Raw genomic sequence first — 24,255 nt, 5'->3', positions numbered from 1 at the left:
GACCTGACTGACTCAGACAAACAGCATCGACGGAGGTGTAAGATGGACACGCAAAATCTGTATGCAGATAAGAAAGCAGAGTATTTCTCCCATATCCGTAAGGATATACAGAGTTTATTGCCGGCATATTCAGAACGTGTGCTGGAGATCGGTTGCGGAGGTGGTGGCACCTTACAGTGGCTGACGTCCGCCGGTTATGCCGGGCAGACGGTCGGGATTGAAATCTGCTGGGAAGCAGCTATCCATGCAGCTGAACATGTGACAGAAGTTATTAATGCTCCGGTTGAACAGGCACTGGATTGTCTGGCCGGGCAAAAATTTCAATTGATTCTTTGTCTGGATGTGCTGGAGCATTTAATCGATCCCTGGAGCATTCTTTCGCAACTTTATCCTTATCTTGCACCCGGCGGGCGCATTATCATCAGTTTGCCGAATATCCGCCACCACAGTATTTTGCTGCCACTTTTGCTGAATGGCAGCTGGAACTACACCAGTGCCGGTATTCTGGATCAGTCACATTTACGTTTTTTCACCAGAAGTACAGCGATTCGCATGCTGGAGTCTCAGGGCTACAGAATTGTTGGCAGCAAGGATAACGGACTGGATATATCGCGTAAGCTTGAATACTGGAAATTGCTGGTCAGGAATCGCTGGTTCAAAGATTTTTTCACTTTCCAGTTGCTGCTGACAGCAACCCGGTCTGACTGAATCAGCGGGGAAAGTCATGAGCCATCACTCCCTGAAAGCGATGTTAATCCTGATATCGCTGTTCTTTTTCAGCGACTGTGCAAATGCGACAGAGCTGAAGCGTGGCATGAAAATGGTTCAGGCCGATGTTCCTGGCATTGGTCTGAATCTGGGGGCTTGGGGAAGCTGGGGGGCGGACCAGCTGATGCACAATGTGATCAAAAATCCGGGATTTGAGCCAGTCCGTGACCGTACTTTGGTCGTCATCAGTGCAATACAGGGTGATCGTGTACTAGACGATACCGGATGGCTGAAGCGTGCGCCTAACTTCTGGTCTGGCGGAAACTATTATGTGCTGACCGGCGTTGCGAGCGGAAAGCAGGGCAGGGTCTTGACCTCCGGACAAACAGACAAAGAGAAACCTGATGGTTTTTTGTTGTCCCCTTTTCCAGCGGGGCTGGGGGTGGGTGATTGCATTATGCTGGAAACCGAAACTCTGCAACCGGGCATCCCTATGTGGTGGTCACACGGCAGAATCGTCAGCACAGAAATCAGCGAGCGTGAACCGGGCCGGCCTAAAAATCAGGTGGCAAGACTGCATGCGCAAATGACGCCGGTGCAACTGATATCTTATCTGGACACGATTTCTGAGCGTGGTGGAAAATTATTGCCCGTTACCGGCAAATGGTATTTCTCGGTGTGGGTTAAGAAGAAAAGTAAGAACGCCAGTCTGAAAGTAAAATTTCAGCGTCAGCGCAGCCGTCCTTTTCTGGATGTACAGATTGAGCCGGAGTCTGAGTGGAAAAAATTTGAATTTGAATTCAGCGCGCAGGATAACGGTCCTAAGGGATCGCTGGAATTAATTTTCAGCGTGGAGCACGGAGAAGTCCTGTTGGATGACGTGCAGCTCAGCCCGCTGGCTGAGAGTAAAACCGGATTTGATGCCGAAGTCGTCCGCTTATTGCATGCACTGAAGCCCGGATATTTACGTGACTGGCAGGGGCAACTTGGAGACAGTTTCGCAAACAGAGTCGCGCCGGTATTTGAGCGTAAGCCCACCCGCTACCGCCCCGGTGACAGTGAAACCCTGTTTTTATATGGTCTCGATGAGTTCATGCGATTGTGTGCCGAAATCGGAGCGCAGCCCTGGGTAACCGGATCAGGATTGTGGCGTGATGACGAGTGGGAAGCGCTGGCACATTACCTGAGAAAAGCCCGTCAGCAGTGGGGATTTAAGGAAGTGCTGGTGGAGTTCGGGAATGAAAACTGGAATACAATTTTCCGTCCGGGAGCATATACGAACCAGAACGATCTGATACAGCGATCCAACCGTGCTTTTGCGATCCTGCGGGAAAAGTCAGGTAACCCGGAATGGCTGAAAACGGTGCTTGGCGCACAGTACGTGAATGCAGGCAACTGGCAACTGCTCGCGCTGAAGAGTAAATATGCCAGTCATATTACTGTTGCACCGTATTTTTTATATAAACTTGATACTGACAATCTCGCAGAAGCAGAGAATGCACTGTTTCGCGAGAATGAGCAGATGCTGATAAAAAATATCAGCACGCTGGCAGCCGGAAAACATGTAAATGTATATGAAGTGAATTTTCACACCACGTCAGGCACAGCCAGTGCTGACACGAAAAATCAGGTGCTGACCAATGCAGCCTCAGGTGTCGCACTGGCCAAAAGACTGATGCAGACTACACTGAGCGGCGTACGTGAGCAGGCAGTGTATTCACTGAGCGGGCTGGATACGTATGATGATCAGCGCAGATTGATTAAGCTGTTCGGCATTACCAGCGTGCTGCGCCCTGCGACGCTCAGGCCGACCGGACAGGCGCTGTTGCTGCTGAACCGTATGATGGTCGGTGATATTTACCCAGTCTCCTGTGAAAGTAGCTCCGATGACTGCAGCTATCTGACCGGAATATGGAGTGTGTACAAGGGGCAGCCCGGCGTTGCACTTGCCTCTTCTTCTGCAAAAACGATTCATGCGGAGATTCAGTTGCCATGTCAGGGTCAGGCAGAGTTGCTTTTGCTGAACGGTAGTCAGTTGCAAAGCGGTGAAAACAACGAAAACAGCGAGCAGCGCGGGAAAGACGCTCTTACGGTCAGGGCGTCGGCATTCCCCTGTGGAAAAAAACAACTGACTATACCGGCATATAGCCTGCTGGTAATTAGCTCAAAATAAGGAGAATCCGCATGTCAGCCCCGGTCAGCACGGCAGCACCCGCTCAAAAAGAAGGCGCGCAGTTAAGCAAATCCCAGGCAGATTTGCTGTATTCGGTGTTTGCCAAACTGACCTATCTGGTGACCAGAGTGGGTATGCCACCTGTCATACTGCGATTTCTGGATCTGGATGTCTACGGTATCTGGACCGCCTGTTTTATTCTGATCGGCTATATGAGTTTTGCAGACTGCGGCTTTTCCACGGTGTATGTCTGCAAGACGGCAGAATATCTGCGTCAGAATGCGGTTGAAAAAGTACAGCGTCTGCTGGCAACAGGTATAGGATGTATGTCGGCGGTTGCGCTGATGGTATGGACTGGAATCTGGCTCAGTGCGCCTGCCCTGGCAGACTGGTTACATATCAGCGGCAGCCATGCCGGCATATTCAGACGCGCGGTACTGTGGGTCAGTTTTATTTTTCTGGCGGATATGAGTCTGAATGCATTTTCCTACGTATTGCACGGTATGCAGGAATTTCGTTCAGAGCAGCGAACCTGGCTAAGGGCAAATCTGCTGGAAATTTTCGCGGTGATCGTTTTGTTGCTCAGCGGGCTTGGCATAGATGCCTTAATTGCGGCATATGCAATTCGCTATTGCTATTCAATTACCGCGAATGCGTACAGTGTGCGGCAACGATTACCCGGATTTTCATTTTCGCCGCGGCATTTTTCGCCCGCACTGCTACCGGAAATTTTTCAGTTTGGTTTTAAAGTACAGTTAAGTACGATATTTTCCATGGTGTTTCACTCGCTTGACCGGGTATTTGCCGGTAGCTTCCTCGGCATTGGTGCGGTGGCTTTATTCGATCTGGCCGGAAAGTTTCCTCTGTCCTCGCTGTCGCTGGCTTCATCTGTTACGCAAATGACACTGGCTAATGCTGCCGTTGCCAGTCACGAAGCGGACCGGCAGGAATTACTCAGTACACTGTTACTCAGCAGCCTCAGAAAAATTGCGGTACTGGCGTCGGTGCCGCTGGTATTTATCAGCGCTTTCTCCCCTTTACTGACTACTGCCTGGCTGGGTAACAAAATCATCTATCAGGAAATTCCGGCACTGATCATGATGGTTTCGCTGGGTGCATATCTGCATATACTGACCGGGCCCGGCAGCGCTATTTTTCGTGCTGAGGCAAAAGTTGACCGGGAGTATGTCTATCATTTTTTGCGCACTGCAGCTTACGGGGTTGCGGCTGGTTATCTGACGCAGTTTGCGGTCAGGGACATTCTGCAGCTGGGTGCGATCACCATGATGGCGACGGCGTGTGCAGCTGTGGCCTATCATGTATATATTTTCCGGCATTATCCGCTTAGCGCCTGGTCGCTGTTCAGAGCAGTATTGCTACCGCCGCTGTTATTTGCTGCTGTCGCCCTGGTAAACGTGTTTATATTCAGGCAATCAGGTTTTGTGCCTGACACACGTGCGGGAGCAGTTGTATGTTTGTTGGCGCACGGACTAATATTTCTGCTACAGGCAGCCTGGATCAGTTATTGCCTGTTAGCATCTGCGGAGAAAGCAGCAGTTGCCAGCTGGATACGCAGTAAATGGCAGCGTATGGCAGCCCGCCGCGGCATGAGCGGTGACGCGTAAAATCTGTTAAGGCGCGGTTCTGCTAACCAGGGCAGCAATCCGGAATGAAACCTGATTCAGTAGCGGAGAACAACATGCGTACCTGTATGATTTTTCTGTTGAGCGTACTGATCTGTGCCTGTACCAGTTATCCGTCTGTGTACAGTGACAGTAAAAATGCAACGGAATTCAAAGTGCCGGAACGGACCGATAAAGTGGCGTTTCCTGATCCGGCCATTCTTGCCGAGTTTGAAGCAGATGCCGAGCCGGTTTACCGCTTAGGCGAAGGTGATCAGTTAATGCTCAGTGTCTGGGGCAGACCTGAGCTGACTGGGAAGACGGTCATTGGTCCAGACGGACAAATGAGCATGTTCCTGATCGGCAGCCAGAAACTCAGCGGACTGACAAGGGAGGAAGCGCAGCAAAAGCTGACGAAAGCCTTAGAAAAATTTTATAAAAAACCGGTGCTGTCGCTGGCAGTGGAACAATATCAAAATAACCGGGTCACTATTCTGGGCCGTGTACAGAATCCCGGAACCATCGTTTTCGACAGGCCGCCGACCATACTGGAAGTGCTGGCAAAAGCCGGTAGTCTGCCTGTAATTGATAAACAAGCAACGCTAACGCGTTGTGCGGTATTCCGCGGACGTGAAAAAGTGATCTGGGTTGATTTGCAACGGTTACTGACCCGCAGTGATCCGACCTATAACATCCGGCTGAAGCCGAACGATCTGGTTTATATTCCGGATTCCAATGACACATCGGTGTATGTACTGGGTTCAGTATTGCGCCCCGGAGCATACCGGCTGACCCCGGATATGTCGTTGCTCGATGCATTGTCTCAGGCCGGTGGACCGAATGAAGATGCAAATCTGGAGGAAATCGGTATTTACCGTGCCAGCCGCAAAGCCATAGAACGCATTCCGTTTAAATCCCTGCTGACGGCAGACCGTCGTCTGAATTTCTCAATGGAAGAGGGAGACATTATTTATGTACCGAAGAGCGGCGTTGCACAAATCGGGTACACCTTGCGTCAGTTGCTGCCCGGCATGTCGCTGATCAACTTCACCAGTAGCGGCAGTTCAACCGGCACAAAATAAGTGCGGGTAAGATCTGTGTACATAAAAAAGCCACCCTGTGATCGGGTGGCGTTCAGGAGGAGGACAAATCAGCAGATGCGCTGCGAAAAAATCGTGTCCAGAGAGCAGTCCGGCCATTCCTCAGTCTGCGGCGCTGAGCACCAGCATCAGACTTTTAATTTCCCCGTGTAACTGCGGCAGTAATTCTTCTGCCATTTCAGACTTTTCATTCTTACCCATAGTTTCCATACTCAGGCTCAGACGTACGACCGGCTCCGCATTCAAGCGGTGTGCCAGCCCGGTCAGCAAATGCGCATGACTATATAAGTCCTGATGGCGGTGTTCAAAAATGGCAGATTCGATATTGCGAATATACTGAGGAACAGCAGTAAGAAAAGGCAGAATCATCATTTCGATAATCTCCCGGTTTCCGGAATTCAGTGCAGCAGCGTAATTGAAGCTGGTCATCTTCGTCTCCGTTTTTTGTCATCGTTGGTTTACCGTTATAAGCGCCGGAACACCCAAGTTCAAGGCCTTTGTGAAATCGTGTTAAATCATTTTTTTATATCGGAATCCGGCCTTTCATACCGTCTAGCCATATATCGGAATGCAATAAAAATCTGACAAATTTCCCCGGTATATTTCATGCAAACGCGATGCCGGTTGTCGTCAACCGTATCAGCTCCGACTTCCCCTGGCAGTAAAAATATGCCGGAAGAAATATTGCGTTGCAGCGAACTGCTGGCAGCCACCGTAAAATTTTTTGCAGTACATGATTTCGCAAACAGTTTGCAAGTCCGACACAATTGCCCTGCTGTTTGTCATTAAATGCAGATAAGCAAGAACAGGGAGGCTGACATGCAAAACCGGGCGCTGGTATATGTGCTGCACAGTGGCGAAATGTTTGGGACGGAGCGTATGGCACTGGCGACCATGCTGGCGCAAAAAGACAGCATGCCACTGATTCTGGTCTGTCCGCCGGGAAAGATTTCGGCAGTTGCCGAAAGGTTCCATATACAGACGCACTGTTTCCGAAATAACTGTGAACTGCTGTCAATTTTGGCTCTGGTATTTTCAGAATATTCATCGATTGCATTTTTCTCTACTGCGGTCAGTCATTCGGTTTGCGCATGTCTGTTGGCCTTGCTGTACCGTGCAGATTTGCAGCATGTACACATGGTACATGGCGGCACAGATGAAAGTCGCAGTTACGGCCGGAAGAAATGGCTGAACTGGTTACCAGTGCGTTTTGTTGCCGTGTCCGAATACGTACGCAGCCGTTTGCTGGCACACGGCGTGCCGGGGCAGAAAATCACAGTCATCCATAATTTTTTACTGCCGGGTCCGGCACCGTTTCACCATGCGTTTACCGAGCCGGTGCGCAAAGCAATTGTGGTTTCGCGACTGGATCCGATCAAACGTATAGACCTGCTGCTGCATGCGCTGAGCGGAAACACCATGCTGGCTGATATGCCGGTTGATATCTGCGGGACAGGCTGGTGTGAACAGGCATTGCGGCAAACTGCGCAGCAACAAAAGCTGAACGTGCGCTTCACAGGTTTTTGCGACGATATTCCGGCCAGACTGGCTACTGCCGATGTACTGATACATACCTGCCCGGAAGAACCATTCGGACTGGTGGTGCTTGAGGCGATGCGCGCGCGCATTCCGGTCTGCGTCCCTGATCAGGGCGGAACCGCGGAAATCGTCAGAGATGGCTGGAATGGTTTTTTATACCAGGCCAACAATCCGGCAGATCTGGCCCGCGTTCTGACAAAGATACGGCAGCTGGCTCCCGCAGAGCTGAACCGGATTACGGTCAATGCCACACAGACGCTGGAACAGAAATTCAGTCAGCGCGCAAAGATGCCCGAGTACATCCGCCTGATCGGAGAATGCAAATGAACAACCAGATTGATGTTGTGATCATTGGCAGAAATGAAGCGAAGCATCTGGCACGCTGCATTGCCTCCGTCAGAGCGAGCAACGGCGTGCAACTCGGCAGCATCATTTACGTCGATTCAGACTCTGCTGATGACAGCTGTGCCATTGCGACCCGTGCCGGCTGCCGTCTGGTCAGCCTTCAGTCAGGTCGCATGAGTGCGGCGCGTGCACGCAATGCCGGTTTCAGCTTGTCGGACGCCGGATATGTGATGTTTCTGGATGGCGATACCGTACTGCATCCGGACTTTCTGGCGCAGGCATCACAGGCGATGCAGGGAAGCGTGGCTGTGGTCTGGGGACATCGCAGAGAACTTGCACCGCATAGTTCCTGGTATATCCGTATGCTGGATATGGACTGGATTTATGCTCCGGGAGAGACTGCATTCTGCGGTGGTGATGCATTATTCCGGCGCAGCGCACTGTTGCAAAGCGGCGGGTTCTGTGCAGAGCTGATCGCTGGCGAAGAGCCGGAGCTGTGCGCTCGGATACGGGCTGGCGGCGGCACAATACTGCATGCCGATATTCCTATGACCTTACATGATCTCGGGATACACAGTTTTGCCGCCTACTGGAAGCGCGCGATCCGGGCGGGTCATGCCTATGCTGAGGTCTCCGGCCTTTGTCGTCGTCAGGGGCGGGAGCTATGGCGGCATGAAGTGCAGAAGAATTATCTGCGCGCCTTACAGTTACCCCTGTTGCTGGCGGCTGCCGTTGCCAGTTGTCTGCAACCTCATGCTCTGCTAATGCTGATTTTACTGTTGGCTATGCCGGTGCGCGCTGTACTGCGCTGCCGCTACAAGTCCGGCTCTGTTTGGATCAGAGCACAGTACATACTGCATTCCTATTTACAGCTGATGGCAATTGCTGCCGGACAGTCGCGTTTTTATCTGATGCAGCGATGCGGCGTGCGCAGCCGTCTGATTGAATACCGCAGCGGAGGCGATCATGAAAACCGTATTTAGTTATCTGCTGTATCCGCTGCTGCAACTCGGCAATCTGCTGGAACGGGTCAGAAATTTATGGGCCTACAGCTATTGCCGTTTTCATTTTCCGGCCGGTTTTGATGCCAGCAATGTCATTCTGGGTACACCCGAACTGCATGGTACGCACAGGGTGTATTTTGGCAGAAACGCTTATCTGTATCCGCAGCTGTATTTGGAAACACGCCAGGATGCAGAAATCCATATCGGTGATGACGTCGTGATTTCGCGCGGCGTGCATCTGGTCGCATACAGCGCTGTGCATATTGGCAGTGGCAGCATGATTGGTGAATACACCAGCATACGGGACGCAAATCATCAGTTCGGCCCCGGAATCGCACCACGCGGTTCCGGTGTTCGCAGTCAGCCGGTGCGCATCGGGAAATGTGTCTGGATAGGGCGCGGCGCGGTGATATTGCCGGGCGTGGAGATCGGAGACTATGCCGTTGTCGGCGCGAATTCTGTGGTCACCGGGAATGTATTGTCTGGCACGGTTGTGGCGGGAGCACCGGCCAGAAACGTATTAACCCGCAGGGAGTAGATCATGCAAAAGCATAAAATTTTACTGATTGCTTATCAGTGCGGCCATGGCATGGGATCGGTTTCGCAAATTGGCTGGGAATGGTATTCCAGGCTGCGGCTGGATTATGACGTAACGCTGGTAACACATATCCGTAACCGCGATGCGTTGCAGAAATCCGATCTCGGTGAAAAGATCATCTATGTCGATACTGAATGGTTCGCAGGCCCCCTGTACCGGTTCGCCAAATTTCTGTTTCCGCACAGCGAGCACTCGGTATTTTTAATCAGTTCGCTGGACTGTATGTTGTTTGATCTTTCGGCATACTTTCAGCTGCGCCGCCTGAAAAAACGCGGAATCCAGTGGGAAGTTCTGCACCGCGTGACACCAGTGACGCTGGCTGCCCCCACCGCACTGGGTCTGCTGGATGTACCGATGATTCTGGGGCCGCTGAATTGCGGTCTGGGTCAGCCACCGGGGTTCCGGCGCCAGATCAGGGCAGAGATTTCCGCGCTGAACCCGGTACGTGCCCTCGGATACCTGGCTAACCGCCTGATCGGTTCCTGCCGCCATGCCAGACGAATACTGGTCGGTAATCCGACTACCCGCGATAAAGTACCGGCAGCTTACCAGCCACGCTGTGTGTATATGTGTGAAAACGGTGTGGCGCTGGAAGACTTTACTGCGGCGCCGTGGCCATATATGCCGGGTAGCGAACGGATACTGAAACTCGCATTTGTCGGACGTCTGGTCGCGGTCAAAGGACTGAACTTTCTGATTGACGCCGTCGCAGCACTGACGCAGCGCGGGTACCGCGTACAGTTATCGGTTGCCGGAGACGGGCCGCTGCGCGCCGAATGGCAGGCCCGGGCTCAGGCTTTGGGGCTGGGAGAACAAATACGTTTTTACGGTAATCTCAGTCGTCCTCAGGTTGCATTTCTGCTGCAGAGCACGCATGCGATGGTGTTGCCATCGCTGCGAGAATCCGGCGGTGCGGTACTGCTCGAAGCTATGGCCTGTGCCCGTCCGGTAATCGCCCTGAATTTCGGCGGCCCTGCACAAGTGGTAGATGAGCAGGTTGGCGCATTGTTGCCCATGGACGACGAGGCGCAGATTGTGCGGGATCTGAGCAGTACGCTGGAACACATTATACAGTCGCCGCAGGAATGGGCGGAAAAAGGGCGGGTTGCGCGCCAGCGCATCGAAGCTCAGTATGCATGGAATGTGAAGGTCGCCGCTGCAGGTAACCTGTATCAGGAAATTATTGCGGAGGGTTGCTGAATGAAAACCGCCCTCAGCATGTGCTATCTGATCAGCCGCTATCCGGCCGTATCACACACATTTATTCTGCGTGAAGTACTGCAGTTACGTGAAACCGGCTGGGACATTTCCTGTGTTTCAGTGAATGCGCCGGATTTCGCTGCCGGTTTGATGCCGGAGGCAGAGCAGAACGAGCAGCGCACAACCTATTATCTGAAACAGCATGGATGGCGTGGTGCCCTGATGGCTGTTCTGTGGACTGCAGTGTGTTACCCGACAGCCTTATGCAAAGCATTCGCCGCTGTCTCGCGCAATGCGCATGGTTCGCTTACGCAATTACTACTGCATCTGGCTTATCTGACTGAAGCCATGATGACCGGTAAATACATGCGGGCAAAGAATATAAGGCATTTGCATGTGCATTTCGGTACGGCAGCAGCCAATGTCGGTATGTATGTCAAACATCTTTATGGTGTTGGTTTATCGATGACCATACACGGGCCGGACGAATTCGATAACGTTGAAAAACACAGCCTGACACAAAAAGTGGAAATGTCAGATTTTATAATCTGTATATCCAGTTTTGCACGCAGTCAGTTAATGCGGTTGAGTACACCTGCGCATTGGACGAAATTTCACATCTCATATCTCGGTGTCGATACAGAACGCTATCAGCCGATTCCTGCAAAGACAGAAAATATTTGTCGCCTGCTTTGTGTAGGACGCTTAACCAGTGCTAAGGGTCAATTCTTATTATTGCAGTTAAGTCAGAAGCTACAGCAGGCTGGTTACCGCTTTCATCTGACGCTGATAGGAACCGGGCCGGATGAGAAGCATCTGCAGCAAGGCATACAGGATATGGGTTTGCACGATTGTGTCAGTATGGCCGGTGCACAGAATCAGGAACAAATCCTGCAGGCATACGCAAAAACAGACATTTTTATTCTGCCTTCATTTGCCGAAGGAATTCCTGTGGTGCTGATGGAGGCAATGGCCTGTGGTATTGCCGTTGTCACCTCCAATATCAATGGAATTCCCGAACTGGTGGAGTCCGGTGAGAACGGTTTTCTGACGCCGGCTTCAGATTTACAAAGTTTATACACTTGTGTAACACAATTGATTGATTCTCCGGCGCTGCGTATTAGTATGGGATTACAAGCCAGAGAAAAAGTAGTGCATCACTTTCAGTTGCGCCGGAATACCGGCCAACTGGATCTGATTTTCAAAACTCAGCTCAGCGGGAGGTAGTATGCGCAGAGGACTTCTTGCCAGCTTGTTCTGCTATCTGGCACATCATCACAACCGCTGTGTGGGTTTGTACCGCCGCAGTTGCCGTCCGGACGGACGTGAGTGGACAAGCTATCTGGAAAAGTACGCCAGCTTTCATCGTCTTGGCAAAGGGTGTGTGATTCAGACCAATGTCACATTTACCGATCCGGAATTTGTCTGCATCGGCGATAACGTTCATCTGACCGGTTGCACACTGTTCGGGCATGACGGCAGTGTGAATATGATTAAACAATGGAAGGGGCTTCGGCTGGACAAGGTTGGCAAAATCGTCATCGGCAATCATGTTTTTGTCGGTCATCAGGCCATCATTATGCCCGGTGTCACGATTGGTGACGGAGTGATTATTGCCGCCGGTGCCGTGGTCACAGCAGATGTGCCTGCCGGAAAAATCGCCGCAGGTGTACCGGCCAGAATCATTGGCGATACGGAAAGTTTTATTCATCGTTTGCAGGAACAGACCAGCACCTTACCGTGGGCAGATGACGCCGCACTGCATCCGCAATATGACGGCCCCGGCAGTCCGGGGCTGCGCGACGCACGCATACAATTTTTTTTCGGCTGAATCCTCAGCAAGGGAGCGCATCATGACAAGCTTACTGACAATACTGGGCTGCTTTCTGGCTTTTACGCTGGCGCTGGTGGTTTTGCCCGGAACCTTGTTATTGCTGATTCTGACCGGAGCCAGTCTGTTCAGTCCGCGCAAACCGGATGTGGCAGCGCCCGCCGGTGGCAGGATAGGCTTAATTGTGCCGGCTCATAATGAAGGCTGGCACATCGAGCGGACTTTATATAATTTACGGGCAAAAGCCATAGCGGATGGCAATACCGATGTGATCGTGATTGCGGACAATTGCAGCGACAACACTGCGGACGTAGCCCGGCGTTGTGGCGTCAGAGTATTGGAGCGCCATGACAACGTACACCGTGGCAAAGGTTATGCACTGGATTATGCGTTCAGTCAGCTGTGCGACAGCAAGGTTGCCGGCGATGCTGACTATCGCTATTTTCTGATTGTCGATGCCGACAGCATTTTGCAACCGGGCTTTATCTCCGCACTGCGTAAGCAGTTTGCCTGTGGCTCTGAAGCCATACAATGCCGCTATGCGGTACTGAATTCGGCGGATTCGCTGCGCACCCGTTTGCTGGAAATTGAAATGTGCGGCTTCAATCTGCTGCGTCCGCGTGGTCGTGCTGCACTGGGTTGGTCGGTCGGCTTACTTGGTAACGGTTTTGCCGTGCGGCGTGATGTGGTGGAAAACATCCCTTATACCGCCGGTTCACTGGTGGAGGACCTTGAATACCATCTGGTGCTGACCTGGCACGGTGTGCGTGTGGATTTTCTGGAAGATGCTGTGGTCAAGGCAGAGATGCCGGTGAATGCAGAACATGCGCGCAGCCAGCGTACCCGCTGGGAAGGCGGACGCTTCCGCATGATACGTGAGCACCTGCCATCACTGTTGCTGCAATGGCTGAAAGGACGCAGCAGCGCATTTGAACCGATGCTGGAACTGACACTGCTGCCACTGTCTTATCAGGTCAGCCTGTTACTGATTCTGCTGCTGACACCGTACTGGTCTTTGCAGGTTCTCGGTCTGGCCGGTCTGCTGGTTGTCGCAGCGCATGTCCTGACTGCGATGTGGCTGGGACGCTTACCGCTGGCTTATTTAATGACACTGTTCTTCGTTCCGTTTTATCTGATCTGGAAAATCCTGCTGCTGCCTGCGTCGCTGCTGAATGCACGCAGTACTGCGGTCTGGCGCCGGACCCGCCGCAATGATCTGGGCACTTAATATTCAATGGAGACGAGGAGAATATCATGCGTGATACCAACAACCATGCGGTCGCACTCAGCATCATCATTGTTTCTTACAATGCCAGAGAAGTACTCCGGCAGTGTCTGCAGTGTTTGCAACAGGAAGTTCGCCACTGCGCAGCTGAAGTCATCGTGGTCGACAATGCTTCGCGTGATGGTTCCGCCGAAATGGTCAGCGCTGAATTCCCGGCATTTCAGTTGTACCGCAGCGATCTCAATCTCGGTTTTGCCGGTGGCAATAATTACGGTTACCGCTATGCACGCGGTGAATATATTCTGCTGCTGAATCCCGATGCTTTTCTGACGCCCGGATCTTTGTCTCTGGCACTGCAACGCATGCAGGAACAGCCGCAGGTCGGACTGGCGGGTGCCAGACTCAGCGATCCGCAAGGCCATCTGCAACCTTCGGGCCGTTTGTTCCCGTCACTGCTGAATGAATTTCTGGTGATGAGCGGTCTGTCGTCGCGCTTCCCGCATTCCCGTCTGTGTGGGCGTTTTGACCGTACCTGGGCCAATCCGGCGCAGGCGGCACAGGTCGACTGGGTTCCCGGTGCGTTCACCATTATCCGCCGCAGCGCGCTGGGCGACGCCGGATTGTTTGATGAACGTTATTTTTTATATTATGAAGAAGTGGATCTGTGCCGCCGGCTTAAACAACAGGGTTGCCAGATCTGGTACTGGCCGGAACTCAGCGTCACGCATATCGGCGGTGCTTGCTCCAAAGCCGTCAGTGATCAGCATTTTTCAAAAAGCGGATCACAACTCACCCTCTGGCGTATGCGCAGCGCGCTGCTCTACTACCGTAAACACCACGGACAATTCATCGCATGGAGTTACGCCATGCTGGAAATTGCATGGAACGGCTTGCGCCATCTGGTGCGTACCCTGCGGCACAAACATACTGCAGATACCCGCTCCGTCATACAGCTGATGCGGCAAGCCTGGCGCGATACCAAAGGCGGTAATGACAGCCCGCTGCGCCCATGGTAAGCGTACTCACCATCACCGACTGACAGGTGCCCTATGTTCGACAATCTGCGTTCTGACTGGATCACCCACGAAAGAGACCCGTGGCGGCAGGGTATGTGGGTGATGTGCGTTTACCGCTTTGGCCGCTGGCGCTATACCTTGCCGTGGGGCTGGCTGCGCAAACCGTTCTCGCTGCTGTATAAATTCCTGAAAATCTGGGTGCAAATCCTGACCGGTATAGATTTGCCTTGCGAAACCCGTATCGGCCAGCGTCTGACCATAGAACATTTCGGCGGCATTATCATCAGCGGTGATACCGTGCTTGGGGATGATGTTGTCATCCGCAATGGCGTTACCATCGGTTTGCGCCGCACCGGCCAGCCCGGTGCACCGCTGATAGGAAATCGTGTCGATATTGGCACCGGTGCTAAAATCCTCGGTAAAATCACGATCGGCGATGATGCTGTGATCGGTGCCAATGCCGTGGTCTTGCAGGACGTACCCGCCGGCTGCATCGCAGTCGGCATCCCGGCCCGCATTTTGCGCAAAAAAGATGCCGCAAGCCAGGCCGACTGTGAATCCGCACCTGCACAGTCTGCGGCAGGCGTACCGGACGAGCACGCAGCAAGTGTTTATGCCGCAAACCCGGTGGCAGCAGCCTCTGAAAAACTAACCGTCAGCGAAGCAGCAGCGGAAGCAGCCGTTTAAGACCTACCCGAACACCTTGAAAGAAAACCAGGCATGAGCATTTGCCGTGACCGCTGCGGCGCCTGCTGCATCGCCCCCTCCATCACCAGCCCGATCCCCGGTATGCCCAACGGCAAACCCGCCGGTGTGCGCTGCATACAACTGGGAGAAGATGAACGCTGCAAGATCTTCGGCCACCCCGACCGCCCCGCGTTCTGCGCCGGTCTGCAACCTTCTGAGGAAATGTGTGGCTCCAGCCGAGAACAGGCGATGTTCTGGCTGACTGAGCTGGAACAGGCCACCCGTCCCGCCGCTATCTGAAGTCCGCGCCGTTTCCGCAAGTCCAGCGGACAAGTAATCAAACAAGCAAATAAACGGTCAGTCAGCGCCTGCAAACACTCAGAAGTACTGAAAACCGGCTAAAAACACCCCAAATGCTGCATTCTGCACAGCAACCCGGCGGTCGTCGGCAGAAAGTCTGGCTGTCCGTAAATGACAGATGCGGATACCTGCACAGAAGTAATGTGAATTTACGGTGGAAAATCGCCAAAAAACGCTTTGGAATCACCGATTTGACTATAAATTTCGCAAATCTGCGATATACGGCAGATAGCACCCGTTACGCGCACAGAACGCTTCTATTCCATCCTGAAAAAAAGCCGGAACGAAAACACAATTGTGTTTGCACTCCGGCTTATTCACTACCGCGAAGACCAATACATTGCAATCAGCAACAATCCGCCTGAATGCTACTTTGGATTAGATATCCAGTTTCGGTAAGGATTTGACGATTTTCATGGTTTCCAGCGATACCGTGATAACGCGCAGGAACAATTCCAGCGGATACTTTGGATTCTGCATGGTCTCAATCGCCCAGTCATTCGCATCATTGACGATCCCGCTGTCTTTGTGAGTGCTGACGCACTGACGCTCAACAACCCAATCCAGTGCAGGCTTCCCATTCACCACATACTCATATGCTTCCAGCGGAATACCGGTGATGGTGATTTTTTCGTTGTAGATTAGCGTAGTCAGGTCTTTGTCTTTCCCCTTTTTGCCGTATTTCATTTTCTCGACACGGTAATCGCTGTCTTTCAGCAGCAGCGAGCCGCCTGCAATTTGCGCTGGGTACATGGCTACGGTTTCGTAGTTCAGATGCAGCTCGGCCAAGTCGCGGCCTGCTTGACTGAAGGCTTGGAAATCGGCGTAGGTTTTCACGCAAGGAATGCGTGGCAATTCTTTGCTCAGATTGTCAGCATAACGCTCACGGTAATCAGGCGAATGCAGCAGGCCATAGACGTAATAAAACACGTCTTCCTTGCTGATGCTGTGATTTGGGTACGCCGCGTGGAAATGTGCCAAGCCTTCATCGGTGATCGCATCTTTACGGGTGTAGCCCTGAGTATTGCTTTCCGTACCTTGCTCTTGAATGTCTGAGAGCAAATCCCCTTGCGGTGTATTTTTTGCTTCAATCTCATCTTGACTGGCGTACAAGTAAAGGGGGAAACATTGTCCTTTTTCAATATTGTCAAAGCAAGGAATAGAATCGGTAATGAGTGCAGTAAAGTTTCTAGCCCCAATTCCTGAGACACAAATTACTATATTGCTTACATTCGATGTAGGAAAAATTCGAGTGAGCTGATACACATATTCATTAAGATTTCTGTTGAAATAAAGCCACTGTTTAGTAAAAGGTCGATAACTACTTCGATTTAAAGAAAAAATATTAAATAATAAATAGTTTCTTTTTAGCAAACTTTGCTTTAGTGATCGTGTCCAGCTAATTTTGCTCGGATTAGTATCGATGAATGTATCAATTGAATACTCTCGATCTTTCTTATTTGAATTTTGATGAATTTTATTAAATTTATTGACTTCATCGTTATAGAAGTCAATCATTTTATTTATGTTATATGCAACATTATCTTTAGAGTAGTTATAGCACCATGCATCACGAGCGGTAGTAACACCTTGAGTGAAATTTTCAAATAGCTTCAGCTCGCTATTTTTTTTGTCGCCAATCGCAACAAGTTTAGAAAAACTGTCATCTCTCTGCCTAACCCAATCTCCGTGTTCATCTGGGTTAATATTAATCCAGCCATTGGCAGCGGTGATACTTGCGACACTGTGAAGTGCAGTAATTTTCGCAAGTTTTTCCTCGCGGCTAAGATAGTCTCCAATGTCATGCCAATAGATTTGACCATGCTGTTTGGCGTCTGGATTTTTTACTAACAAGGTGATCGCAATTGGTGCGCGACTACCGCTACCAAAAATCTTACCTCCCTCACGGCGTGACAATTCACCCGATGTTCGCTGATTACCTCGTAAATGGAAAACATAAATACTGCTAAATTCATCCGCTAAACATTTACGCAAGCCATCGGCCGTATTGGCTTCAAGGAAGCCTGCGTTAGTTACGAATCCAATCACCCCGCTGTTACCAATACGGTCTGATGCCCAGCGAATGGCGCGAATATAGGAGTCATAAAGATTTCGTACATTCCCCGCTTCCGACGCTTCTGCATAAGTGGCACGTATTCGGCTATCCAACGCAGGATATGGTACGTTTTGATTGTTATCGTTGGCGCTATCTTGCCCAACAGAATACGGCGGATTTCCAATAATCACCCGAATATCCAGCGCCTTCTGCTTTTTGCGGCGTGAACTATTGTCTACCAGTAGTTGATCGACTAAATCTTCCTTTTCGTACATCTGGAAAGTGTCTGTTAGGCAAATGCCTTCAAACGGCACATAGTCGCCGCCGACGATGCTGTGATACACCGCTTCGATATTGATGGCGGCGATGTAATAGGCCAGCAGCACAATTTCATTGGCGTGGATTTGATCTTTGTATTTTGCCGGAAGCTGCCTTTTTGGGATTAGTCCACTTTGTAATAAGCGTGTGATGAAAGTACCAGTGCCTGTGAAGGGGTCAATGATGTGAACACCGTCACTTCTTAAACTTTCACCGAATTCGTTTCTGAGAATATCGTCCACGCTATGGATGATGAAATCCACCACTTCAACCGGCGTGTAGACAATGCCCAGCCGTTCGGTCATGCGCGGGAAGGCGTTGCGGAAGAATTTATCGTACAGCTCGACGATGATTTTCTGTTTGCCTTCGGCCTTGTCGATGCCCTCGGCACGCATTTTCACGCTGTCATAGAAGCGTTGCAGCGTATCGGCTTCTTTATCCAGTCTGTGCTCTTGCAGGATATCCAGCACGTTTTGCATGGCGCAAGACATTGGATTATTGGAGGCAAAGCTGTAATCGCTGAAGAGTGCATCAAATACCGGCTTGGTGATCAGATGCTGTGCCAGCATTTCGATGACTTCGGCATCGGTGATGCTGTCGTTCAGGTCGTCGCGTAATTCATTGGCAAAGGCAAAGAAGGCTTCGCGTTCCGCCACATTCTCTTCATTTTCAATAATGGCGGTAATGCGGCTGATGTGGGTGCGGGCGATTTTGGCAATGTCATTTGCCCAGTCTGCCCAGTGGTGGCGGTTGCCGCATTTTTGTACGACTTTGGCGTAAATAGCGCGTTCAATTTCACCGATTTCAAACTGCAGTTCGCCCTGATCCTGTGGTGTATAGCCCGGCACGTTTTCGCCGATTTGATATTTACCTTTGCCAGCATCTTTATTTGTTTTGCCGGTGCTGCCTTTCGCCGCTTTTTTATTCAGATGGTCGGAAATGGCGATCACTTCCATTTTGGACAGCATGGATTTATTCAGTTCCAAATCCATTTTGTTGACCATTGCATCAAAGCGGTCATCGTGTGAGCGCAATGCTTGCAGTACTTGCCAAACCACTTTATAGGTTACGTTGTCGTCCAGTGCTTCATGCGCTTCCATACCGGATGGAATGACAACGGGCAGAATCACATAACCACGTTTTTTGCCTTCGGCACGGCGCATCACGCGGCCCACCGATTGCACGACATCAACCTGAGAACTGCGTGGCGTCAGAAACAGCACGGCGTCCAGTGCTGGCACGTCCACACCTTCAGACAGGCAGCGAACATTGCTGAGAATGCGGCAAGTGTTTTCGGGTGTTTCTTCCTTCAGCCATGCCAGTTTGGTTTCTTTTTCGCTGGCGTTCATGCCGCCATCAACGTGCTCTGCCTGACATTTAAGCGTGACGGATGGCAGATTGTCTTCAAACATTTGCTCTTTGTAGGCTTCCACAACGGTGGAAAACATATTGGCAATATTGACAGAGCTGACTTTGTGAACTTTGCTTTTACCGGTGTTTTCAATGACCTGGCAGAAGGCAACCGCACGTCGCATTGGTTCTTTGTCGTCAAACAGGTCTTCGAGCGTATCTTGCTTGGATAAGCCTTTCCAACAGCCAATAATTTTCGCGGCGTCGTCAACTTTTAACTGATTGTCTTCGCTTTTCAAAAGTTTTTGCAGGTTGGCGCTGATGTGATCTTCAGAAACGGCAAGCACCAGTACTTTGTAATCCACCAGTAATTCGCGGCGTACTGCTTCAGAAAAATTAATAACAAACAATTCTTTGCCGTACAGAGATTCATCATCCATAGAGCACAGCGCCACGTTGTCGGTATCCGCTTTGGCTTTTGCCATTTCGCCATAGATGCGTGGCGTTGCCGTCATGTACAGCCGTTTTTCGGCTTTGATGAAGTCGGCGTCATGCACTTTGACAAAATTGGATTCGTCGTCATCGCCAAAGGTTGCACCGGTTGTACGGTGTGCTTCATCACAGATGATGAGGTCGAAGCGGTCTAGTAGTGCTTCTTTTTGTGCTCGGCTGATGACGTCAATTGAATGGTAAGTACTGAATACAACGCTCATGTGGTGAGCGTCATGCCGTTTGGCCATTTCGGCAGCAAGGCGTTGCGGATTGGTGGTTGCAGGGTAGCGTAACTCGTGTGCAAAGGTTTGTACGATGTCGTCGCCTTTTTTGCGCTTGTTGCCGACTTCACTGTCTGAACAAACTGCAAAACTGTGCAACGGTGTTTCACTTTCCTGTGTCCACTCAGTCAGGGTTTGTGACAGTAAGGAGAGGCTGGGAACCAGAAACAAGACGCGCTTTCCTTTTCCAGCCAGTTTTTCTGCAATTTTCAGACTGGTGAAGGTTTTACCTGTGCCGCAGGCCATAATCAGTTTGCCGCGCTCCGCCGTAGCCAGTCCTTTTTCAACTGCAGCCAGGGCACTGATTTGATGTTCCCTGAGCTGCTTTTTGGCTTTTAATGCCGGTGTTTTTTCCGGCTGATATGCGGACCAGTCGATCTGGCTGTTTTCAAGATCATGTAGATCAATTTTGCTGACAGGGGGCTGCTGGTTTTGTAGCGCATCGTTTGCATGTTCGCTCCAGTTATTGGTCGTGGTGACAATAATCCGATGTGTAAACGGCTTTTTGCCGGAGGCGGTAAAGAAGCTATCGATGTCTGATTTTGTCACACGATAATCATCAGCATAAAATTTGCACTGGATCGCATGGAATTCGTTCGTGCCATTGGTCTGCGCGACCAGATCAATGCCCGTATCTCTCGCGTCTAATCCTTGTTCTTTGGCCCATTCCGCGTAAGTCCACACACGGCTATACAGGTCTGCGTATGTCGCTTCGTTGCGAAGGTAGCAGACGATCAATTCCTCAAAGTATGTTCCTTTCTCCCGTTCTGTAACGGCAGCATCGCGATATGTTTTTAAAAGTGATTGCAAAGGAGTTAATGTCATGGCGTGTAGTTATTGCGAAATAGTTGATTTGTGACGTTGCAAAATATTTGCAAGTTCACCAATTTTTTGATCGCGCCAATTCTACAGTTTTTAGACGAGAAAATAGGTGCTTGTTCTGAAATATTCGGTGTGCAAGCAAAGGGTTAAGGCGAGTGTTGTGACGAGTGCTTGACGTTAAGTCTGTTCAGGATCTTGCAGAAATGCTGAGAAACCGTAGAAAACACCCCAAATGCGGTATTCAGCACAGCAATCCGGCGGTTGTCGGCAGAAAGTCTGGCTGTCTGTAAATTGCAGATGCGGATAGCTGCATAGTAAGTGTCTGTGGTTGACGGGTCTGCGGCGGAGTGTGTGTTGCCTTGCGCTGTCTGTTTCAGGCAAAAAAACGGGACAGGCATCGCTCCTGTCCCGGCTGGCTAATCTGCTCGTTCGTTTTGGCCAGAATTACTTGATCGTGATGGTTTGGGTTGCGGTGGCGGTTTTACCGGCTGAATCGGTGACGGTGATTTTCAGCGAGTAGGTGCCGGCGACCGGATAACCCCAGTAAGATTTGATGGTCAGACCTGTCATCGAGAAGCTCATGCCCAGTGGTACACCAGAGATGGAGACCGATACCCACGCAACGCCCGGATCTGTGATGCTGATACTGCCGCTCAGTGCTTTACCAACGCTGCCGGTGATTGCCGGTGCATTAATGGTGATGCCGTTGGCGGTGACATTGAAGACCACGTTCGCGCTGCTGCTGAGGCCGGTTTTGCTGTCAGTTGCTGTCACGGTGACGGTATAGGTGCCAGCGGCTGCCGGTTTCCAGCTGATCACGCCTGTAGTGCTGATCGTCATGCCGGATGGTGCGCCTGTCAGTTTGTAGTTCACAGGATTGTAGGCAGTGACTGCGACAGTTTCGCTGACAGTCGCACCGACCAGTGTGCTGACGGTTTTACCTGTTACCACCGGTGCCGGTACTGCACTGATTTTCACGCTGACAACGGCGCTGGCGGTGAAGCCGGTTTTGCTGTCTTTGGCGGTGACGGTCACGTTGTAGGTGCCGAGGACAGGCGATGTCCAGCTGATCACACCGGTGCTGCTGATGCTCATGCCGGATGGTGCACCGGACAGGGTGAAGGTCACGGGATTCGGTGCGGTGTAGGCCACGGTGTAGCTGAGTGCTTTGCCAGCCATACCGGTCACAGTTGCTGCTGTCACGGTCGGTGGCGGTGGTGCTTTCACGGTAACGGTGTACACGCCCTGACCCGTCAGACCGGTTTTCGTATCCGTGGCTTTGACGGTGACAGAGTAGGTACCTGCCACTGGTGTACTCCAGCTAACAACACCTGCGGTGGTGATGGTCATACCGGCTGGTGCGCCAGTCAGACTGTAGGTAACCGGATTCACAGCGGATACCGATGCAGTGAAGGTCAGAGGTGTGCCGGTGGTGCCGGAAATGGCAGCGCCGTTGACGATTGGTGCTGCGACAGTGCCGCCATCGTTCAGCAAGGTCACCAGATTAGTCACATTCGGTGTGCCCAGACCGGTCAGCTGATCAAAGCCGGTTTTTGCAGAGCATGTGCCGCAAGTGCCGTGGGTGCCGGATGTTACATCCAGAAAGCCTTTGGCGTAGTTGGTGGCGTTGGTGGAGATTGTCTGATTCAGTGTGCTGTGTGCCTGACCAATCACCGCTTTGCCGGATGCTGCGCGGACGGCATTGGCCATCGCCACGATACCCGCCCATTGTGGCGTGGACATACTGGTGCCACCGGCACTGATCCAGTTCACAGTGGTGCTGCCCGGATTGATGACGGCAACGTATTGTCCGGTATTCGGATTCGCATTCATCGACACATCGGCCACGGTACGGCGTACCGGTGTCCCCATACCCGGCACGGCACTGGTCTGGTAAGACGGGGTGGCAACGTAAGCACTGATGCCGCCACCAGTGCCGGACCATGCCACTTCAGAGCGTGTGCCGGTGCCGGAGTAGGTCAGGCTGGTACCGCCGACGGCCAGTACTTTGGTCGAGACAGAAGGCCAACTGACGGAAACACCATTGTCGCCGGTAGCCGCCAGATAAGTCATTTTGGTGTTGGCAAATGCACTGTCGACGGAGCTGGTCCACGTGCCTTCGTTCGCGCCGAAACTCATCGAGACTGCGCCCGGGCCCATTGCATTCGCCAGATTCACACCGCCGACCAGACTGTTAATCGATGCATCCGGTGCTTCGATCAGAACGATACGTGCCAGTGGTGCAATGGCGTGTGCCCATTGCACATCCAGACTGATTTCTGTCGCCCAGCCGGAGTTGTAAGCGGGTGCGGTGTTGGTAATGCCGCCTGCAGCGGTGTTATACACGATACCGAATTCACAGGCATTCGCTGCCGGTGCCGGTAATGGCAGGGCAGTGCCAACGGTGTACTGTTTGGTGGTGCAGCCCGGCAGACCGAATTTGGTGTTGAATGCAGCCAGTTCCGCTGCAGCATTCGGGTTGTGGTACGCATCGACGATGTAAATTGTCTGACCGGCACCGAACTGCGCTAACTGTGCAGCAGTTAAGCCAGTGAAGCTGGCTGGCAGTGCTGGCAGGTTATAAGCAGCGCGGACTTGTGCCGGTGTATAGGTGGTTACGGCGGCGCTGATGCCGGCGGCAGGCTGGAAGCGCGCCGCGCTGGCACTGCCGTTCTGGACGAATTCTTTACGTGCGATTTGCGATACGGTCAGGCCACGGGTGGAAACACCTTGCAGCGCAGCCGAAATGCTCTGGGTATGTGCAGGCATGGAGGCAGATGCGCCCGGACGCAGTTTGTCAGCATCCGATGGTTCATTCAGCAAAACCGGGGCAACGTGGAAGGTCGGCGTTGCGGTCAGTGCTTGTGCTTCCGCCGGTACGGTGGTTTCCGCAGGAACCTGAACGGTGAAAGATGTAGTTGCGGTAGCAATGCCTGCAGCAGCGGTGTTATTAGATTGTTGTGCTGTTGGTGTGCTGCTGCCACCACAGCCTGCCAGCCCGATCGCAGTGATCGTGGCCAGTGTGATAGTACTTGCAGAAAAAGTCTTAGGCTGCAAATAAGAAGAAATTGTCATGGTACGCTCCAGAGTTGGGGCGAGGACCACGCAGTCAGTCTGAACAGTCTTACAGACTGGCAACCCCGCTGCCATTGCATCATGTGCTTTAGGCCGGAAGCTTTGCGTCCCCGATTTTCAACGGGTTTGCCCTCAAAAATAAAAATTACCCTGCCAGTGTAGACTGTAACAATCGTTACGAATTAAGAAAATTTGTTAAACATTGTCGCGGTTGTTCAGAAACATGGTTACCTTTATCACGTTTCCGCAAAAAACCTTGTTATCCGGCCAATGATTTAAATAATTCTTACGAAAATTTTGTCGTTTACTTCACATTCTGAGATGCCGCGTTGCGGTATTTTTGTCACAAAATCCAGCGTTGAATCGCTGATTTCCAGCCAATTCCACATTCTTGTAACAACTTGCAAGCAGCGCGCATGTCCGCATTGCATACCAGCGCGGCTGGCATATTTA

The 24,255-nt window shown here is 51.6% G+C and carries 17 protein-coding genes and 1 riboswitch; of the genes, 14 read left to right on the top strand and 3 right to left on the bottom strand.

Annotated features, from left to right (window positions below; all coding sequences use genetic code 11):
- The first annotated feature begins 42 nt into the window (after window positions 1-42).
- The 4 genes from IE092_RS06560 to IE092_RS06545 all read left to right on the top strand — a co-directional run bounded on the left by IE092_RS06560 (window position 43) and on the right by IE092_RS06545 (window position 5,585).
- The gene (locus tag IE092_RS06560) at window positions 43-708 is read left to right on the top strand and encodes a class I SAM-dependent methyltransferase (RefSeq protein ID WP_189356227.1); all 666 of its coding nucleotides are present in this window, start codon (window positions 43-45) and stop codon (window positions 706-708) included.
- A 16-nt stretch (window positions 709-724) separates the two neighbouring features.
- Window positions 725-2,881 carry a hypothetical protein gene (locus IE092_RS06555; RefSeq protein WP_189356226.1) on the top strand — a complete coding sequence of 719 codons (2,157 nt, stop codon included), beginning with the start codon at window positions 725-727 and terminating at the stop codon, window positions 2,879-2,881.
- An 11-nt stretch (window positions 2,882-2,892) separates the two neighbouring features.
- Complete coding sequence (locus IE092_RS06550) at window positions 2,893-4,506, top strand: oligosaccharide flippase family protein (protein ID WP_189356225.1); 1,614 nt, start codon at window positions 2,893-2,895, stop codon at window positions 4,504-4,506.
- A 74-nt stretch (window positions 4,507-4,580) separates the two neighbouring features.
- Window positions 4,581-5,585 (top strand): SLBB domain-containing protein, encoded by a 1,005-nt coding sequence (locus tag IE092_RS06545; protein ID WP_189356224.1) that lies wholly within the window; start codon window positions 4,581-4,583, stop codon window positions 5,583-5,585.
- Window positions 5,586-5,705: 120 nt separating this feature from the next.
- Here IE092_RS06545 and IE092_RS06540 read toward each other — a convergent pair whose 3' ends face one another.
- A complete protein-coding gene (locus tag IE092_RS06540) occupies window positions 5,706-6,032 on the bottom strand; it encodes an Hpt domain-containing protein (protein ID WP_189356223.1) in 327 nt (108 codons plus the stop codon).
- A gap of 390 nt (window positions 6,033-6,422) precedes the next feature.
- Here IE092_RS06540 and IE092_RS06535 point away from each other — a divergent pair, with 390 nt between their 5' ends.
- Genes IE092_RS06535 through IE092_RS06490 form a run of 10 tightly spaced genes read left to right on the top strand, consistent with a single transcriptional unit; the run spans window position 6,423 to window position 15,348 of the window.
- The gene (locus tag IE092_RS06535) at window positions 6,423-7,469 is read left to right on the top strand and encodes a glycosyltransferase family 4 protein (RefSeq protein ID WP_189356222.1); all 1,047 of its coding nucleotides are present in this window, start codon (window positions 6,423-6,425) and stop codon (window positions 7,467-7,469) included.
- On the top strand, window positions 7,466-8,470 hold the full coding sequence (locus tag IE092_RS06530; RefSeq protein WP_229793064.1) for a glycosyltransferase family 2 protein: 1,005 nt from the start codon (window positions 7,466-7,468) through the stop codon (window positions 8,468-8,470). Before IE092_RS06535 ends, IE092_RS06530 begins: the two co-directional genes overlap by 4 nt.
- Window positions 8,454-9,029: an acyltransferase gene (locus IE092_RS06525; protein ID WP_189356220.1), complete on the top strand. Its 576-nt coding sequence runs from the start codon at window positions 8,454-8,456 to the stop codon at window positions 9,027-9,029. The genes IE092_RS06530 and IE092_RS06525 overlap by 17 nt, the downstream gene beginning before the upstream one ends.
- A gap of 3 nt (window positions 9,030-9,032) precedes the next feature.
- A complete protein-coding gene (locus IE092_RS06520) occupies window positions 9,033-10,289 on the top strand; it encodes a glycosyltransferase family 4 protein (RefSeq protein WP_189356219.1) in 1,257 nt (418 codons plus the stop codon).
- Complete coding sequence (locus IE092_RS06515) at window positions 10,290-11,516, top strand: glycosyltransferase family 4 protein (RefSeq protein ID WP_189356218.1); 1,227 nt, start codon at window positions 10,290-10,292, stop codon at window positions 11,514-11,516.
- A 1-nt stretch (window position 11,517) separates the two neighbouring features.
- Entirely contained in the window at window positions 11,518-12,120 is a 603-nt protein-coding gene (locus tag IE092_RS06510) for an acyltransferase (RefSeq protein WP_189356217.1), read from the top strand.
- A 22-nt stretch (window positions 12,121-12,142) separates the two neighbouring features.
- A complete protein-coding gene (locus tag IE092_RS06505) occupies window positions 12,143-13,348 on the top strand; it encodes a glycosyltransferase family 2 protein (protein ID WP_189356216.1) in 1,206 nt (401 codons plus the stop codon).
- Between the two features lie 26 nt (window positions 13,349-13,374).
- Complete coding sequence (locus IE092_RS06500; protein WP_189356215.1) at window positions 13,375-14,361, top strand: glycosyltransferase family 2 protein; 987 nt, start codon at window positions 13,375-13,377, stop codon at window positions 14,359-14,361.
- Window positions 14,362-14,394: 33 nt separating this feature from the next.
- Window positions 14,395-15,048: a serine O-acetyltransferase gene (locus tag IE092_RS06495; protein ID WP_189356214.1), complete on the top strand. Its 654-nt coding sequence runs from the start codon at window positions 14,395-14,397 to the stop codon at window positions 15,046-15,048.
- 33 nt (window positions 15,049-15,081) lie between these two features.
- Entirely contained in the window at window positions 15,082-15,348 is a 267-nt protein-coding gene (locus IE092_RS06490; protein ID WP_189356213.1) for a YkgJ family cysteine cluster protein, read from the top strand.
- Window positions 15,349-15,786: 438 nt separating this feature from the next.
- Here the strand turns inward: IE092_RS06490 and IE092_RS06485 are convergent, their stop codons facing one another.
- Window positions 15,787-20,730, bottom strand: a complete 4,944-nt coding sequence (locus IE092_RS06485) for a DEAD/DEAH box helicase (RefSeq protein WP_189356212.1) — start codon at window positions 20,728-20,730, stop codon at window positions 15,787-15,789.
- A gap of 441 nt (window positions 20,731-21,171) precedes the next feature.
- On the bottom strand, window positions 21,172-23,802 hold the full coding sequence (locus tag IE092_RS06480; protein WP_189356211.1) for a S53 family peptidase: 2,631 nt from the start codon (window positions 23,800-23,802) through the stop codon (window positions 21,172-21,174).
- A gap of 55 nt (window positions 23,803-23,857) precedes the next feature.
- Window positions 23,858-23,943: riboswitch (cyclic di-GMP riboswitch) on the bottom strand.
- Window positions 23,944-24,255 lie beyond the last annotated feature (312 nt).

Origin of the sequence: Cognatundibacterium squillarum (assembly GCF_014652435.1) — a bacterium.
Classification (GTDB): Bacteria; Pseudomonadota; Gammaproteobacteria; order Burkholderiales; family Burkholderiaceae_D; genus Undibacterium; species Undibacterium squillarum.
Note: the sequence above shows the minus strand (reverse complement) of the source record. Positions and strands in the feature narration are given on the sequence as shown.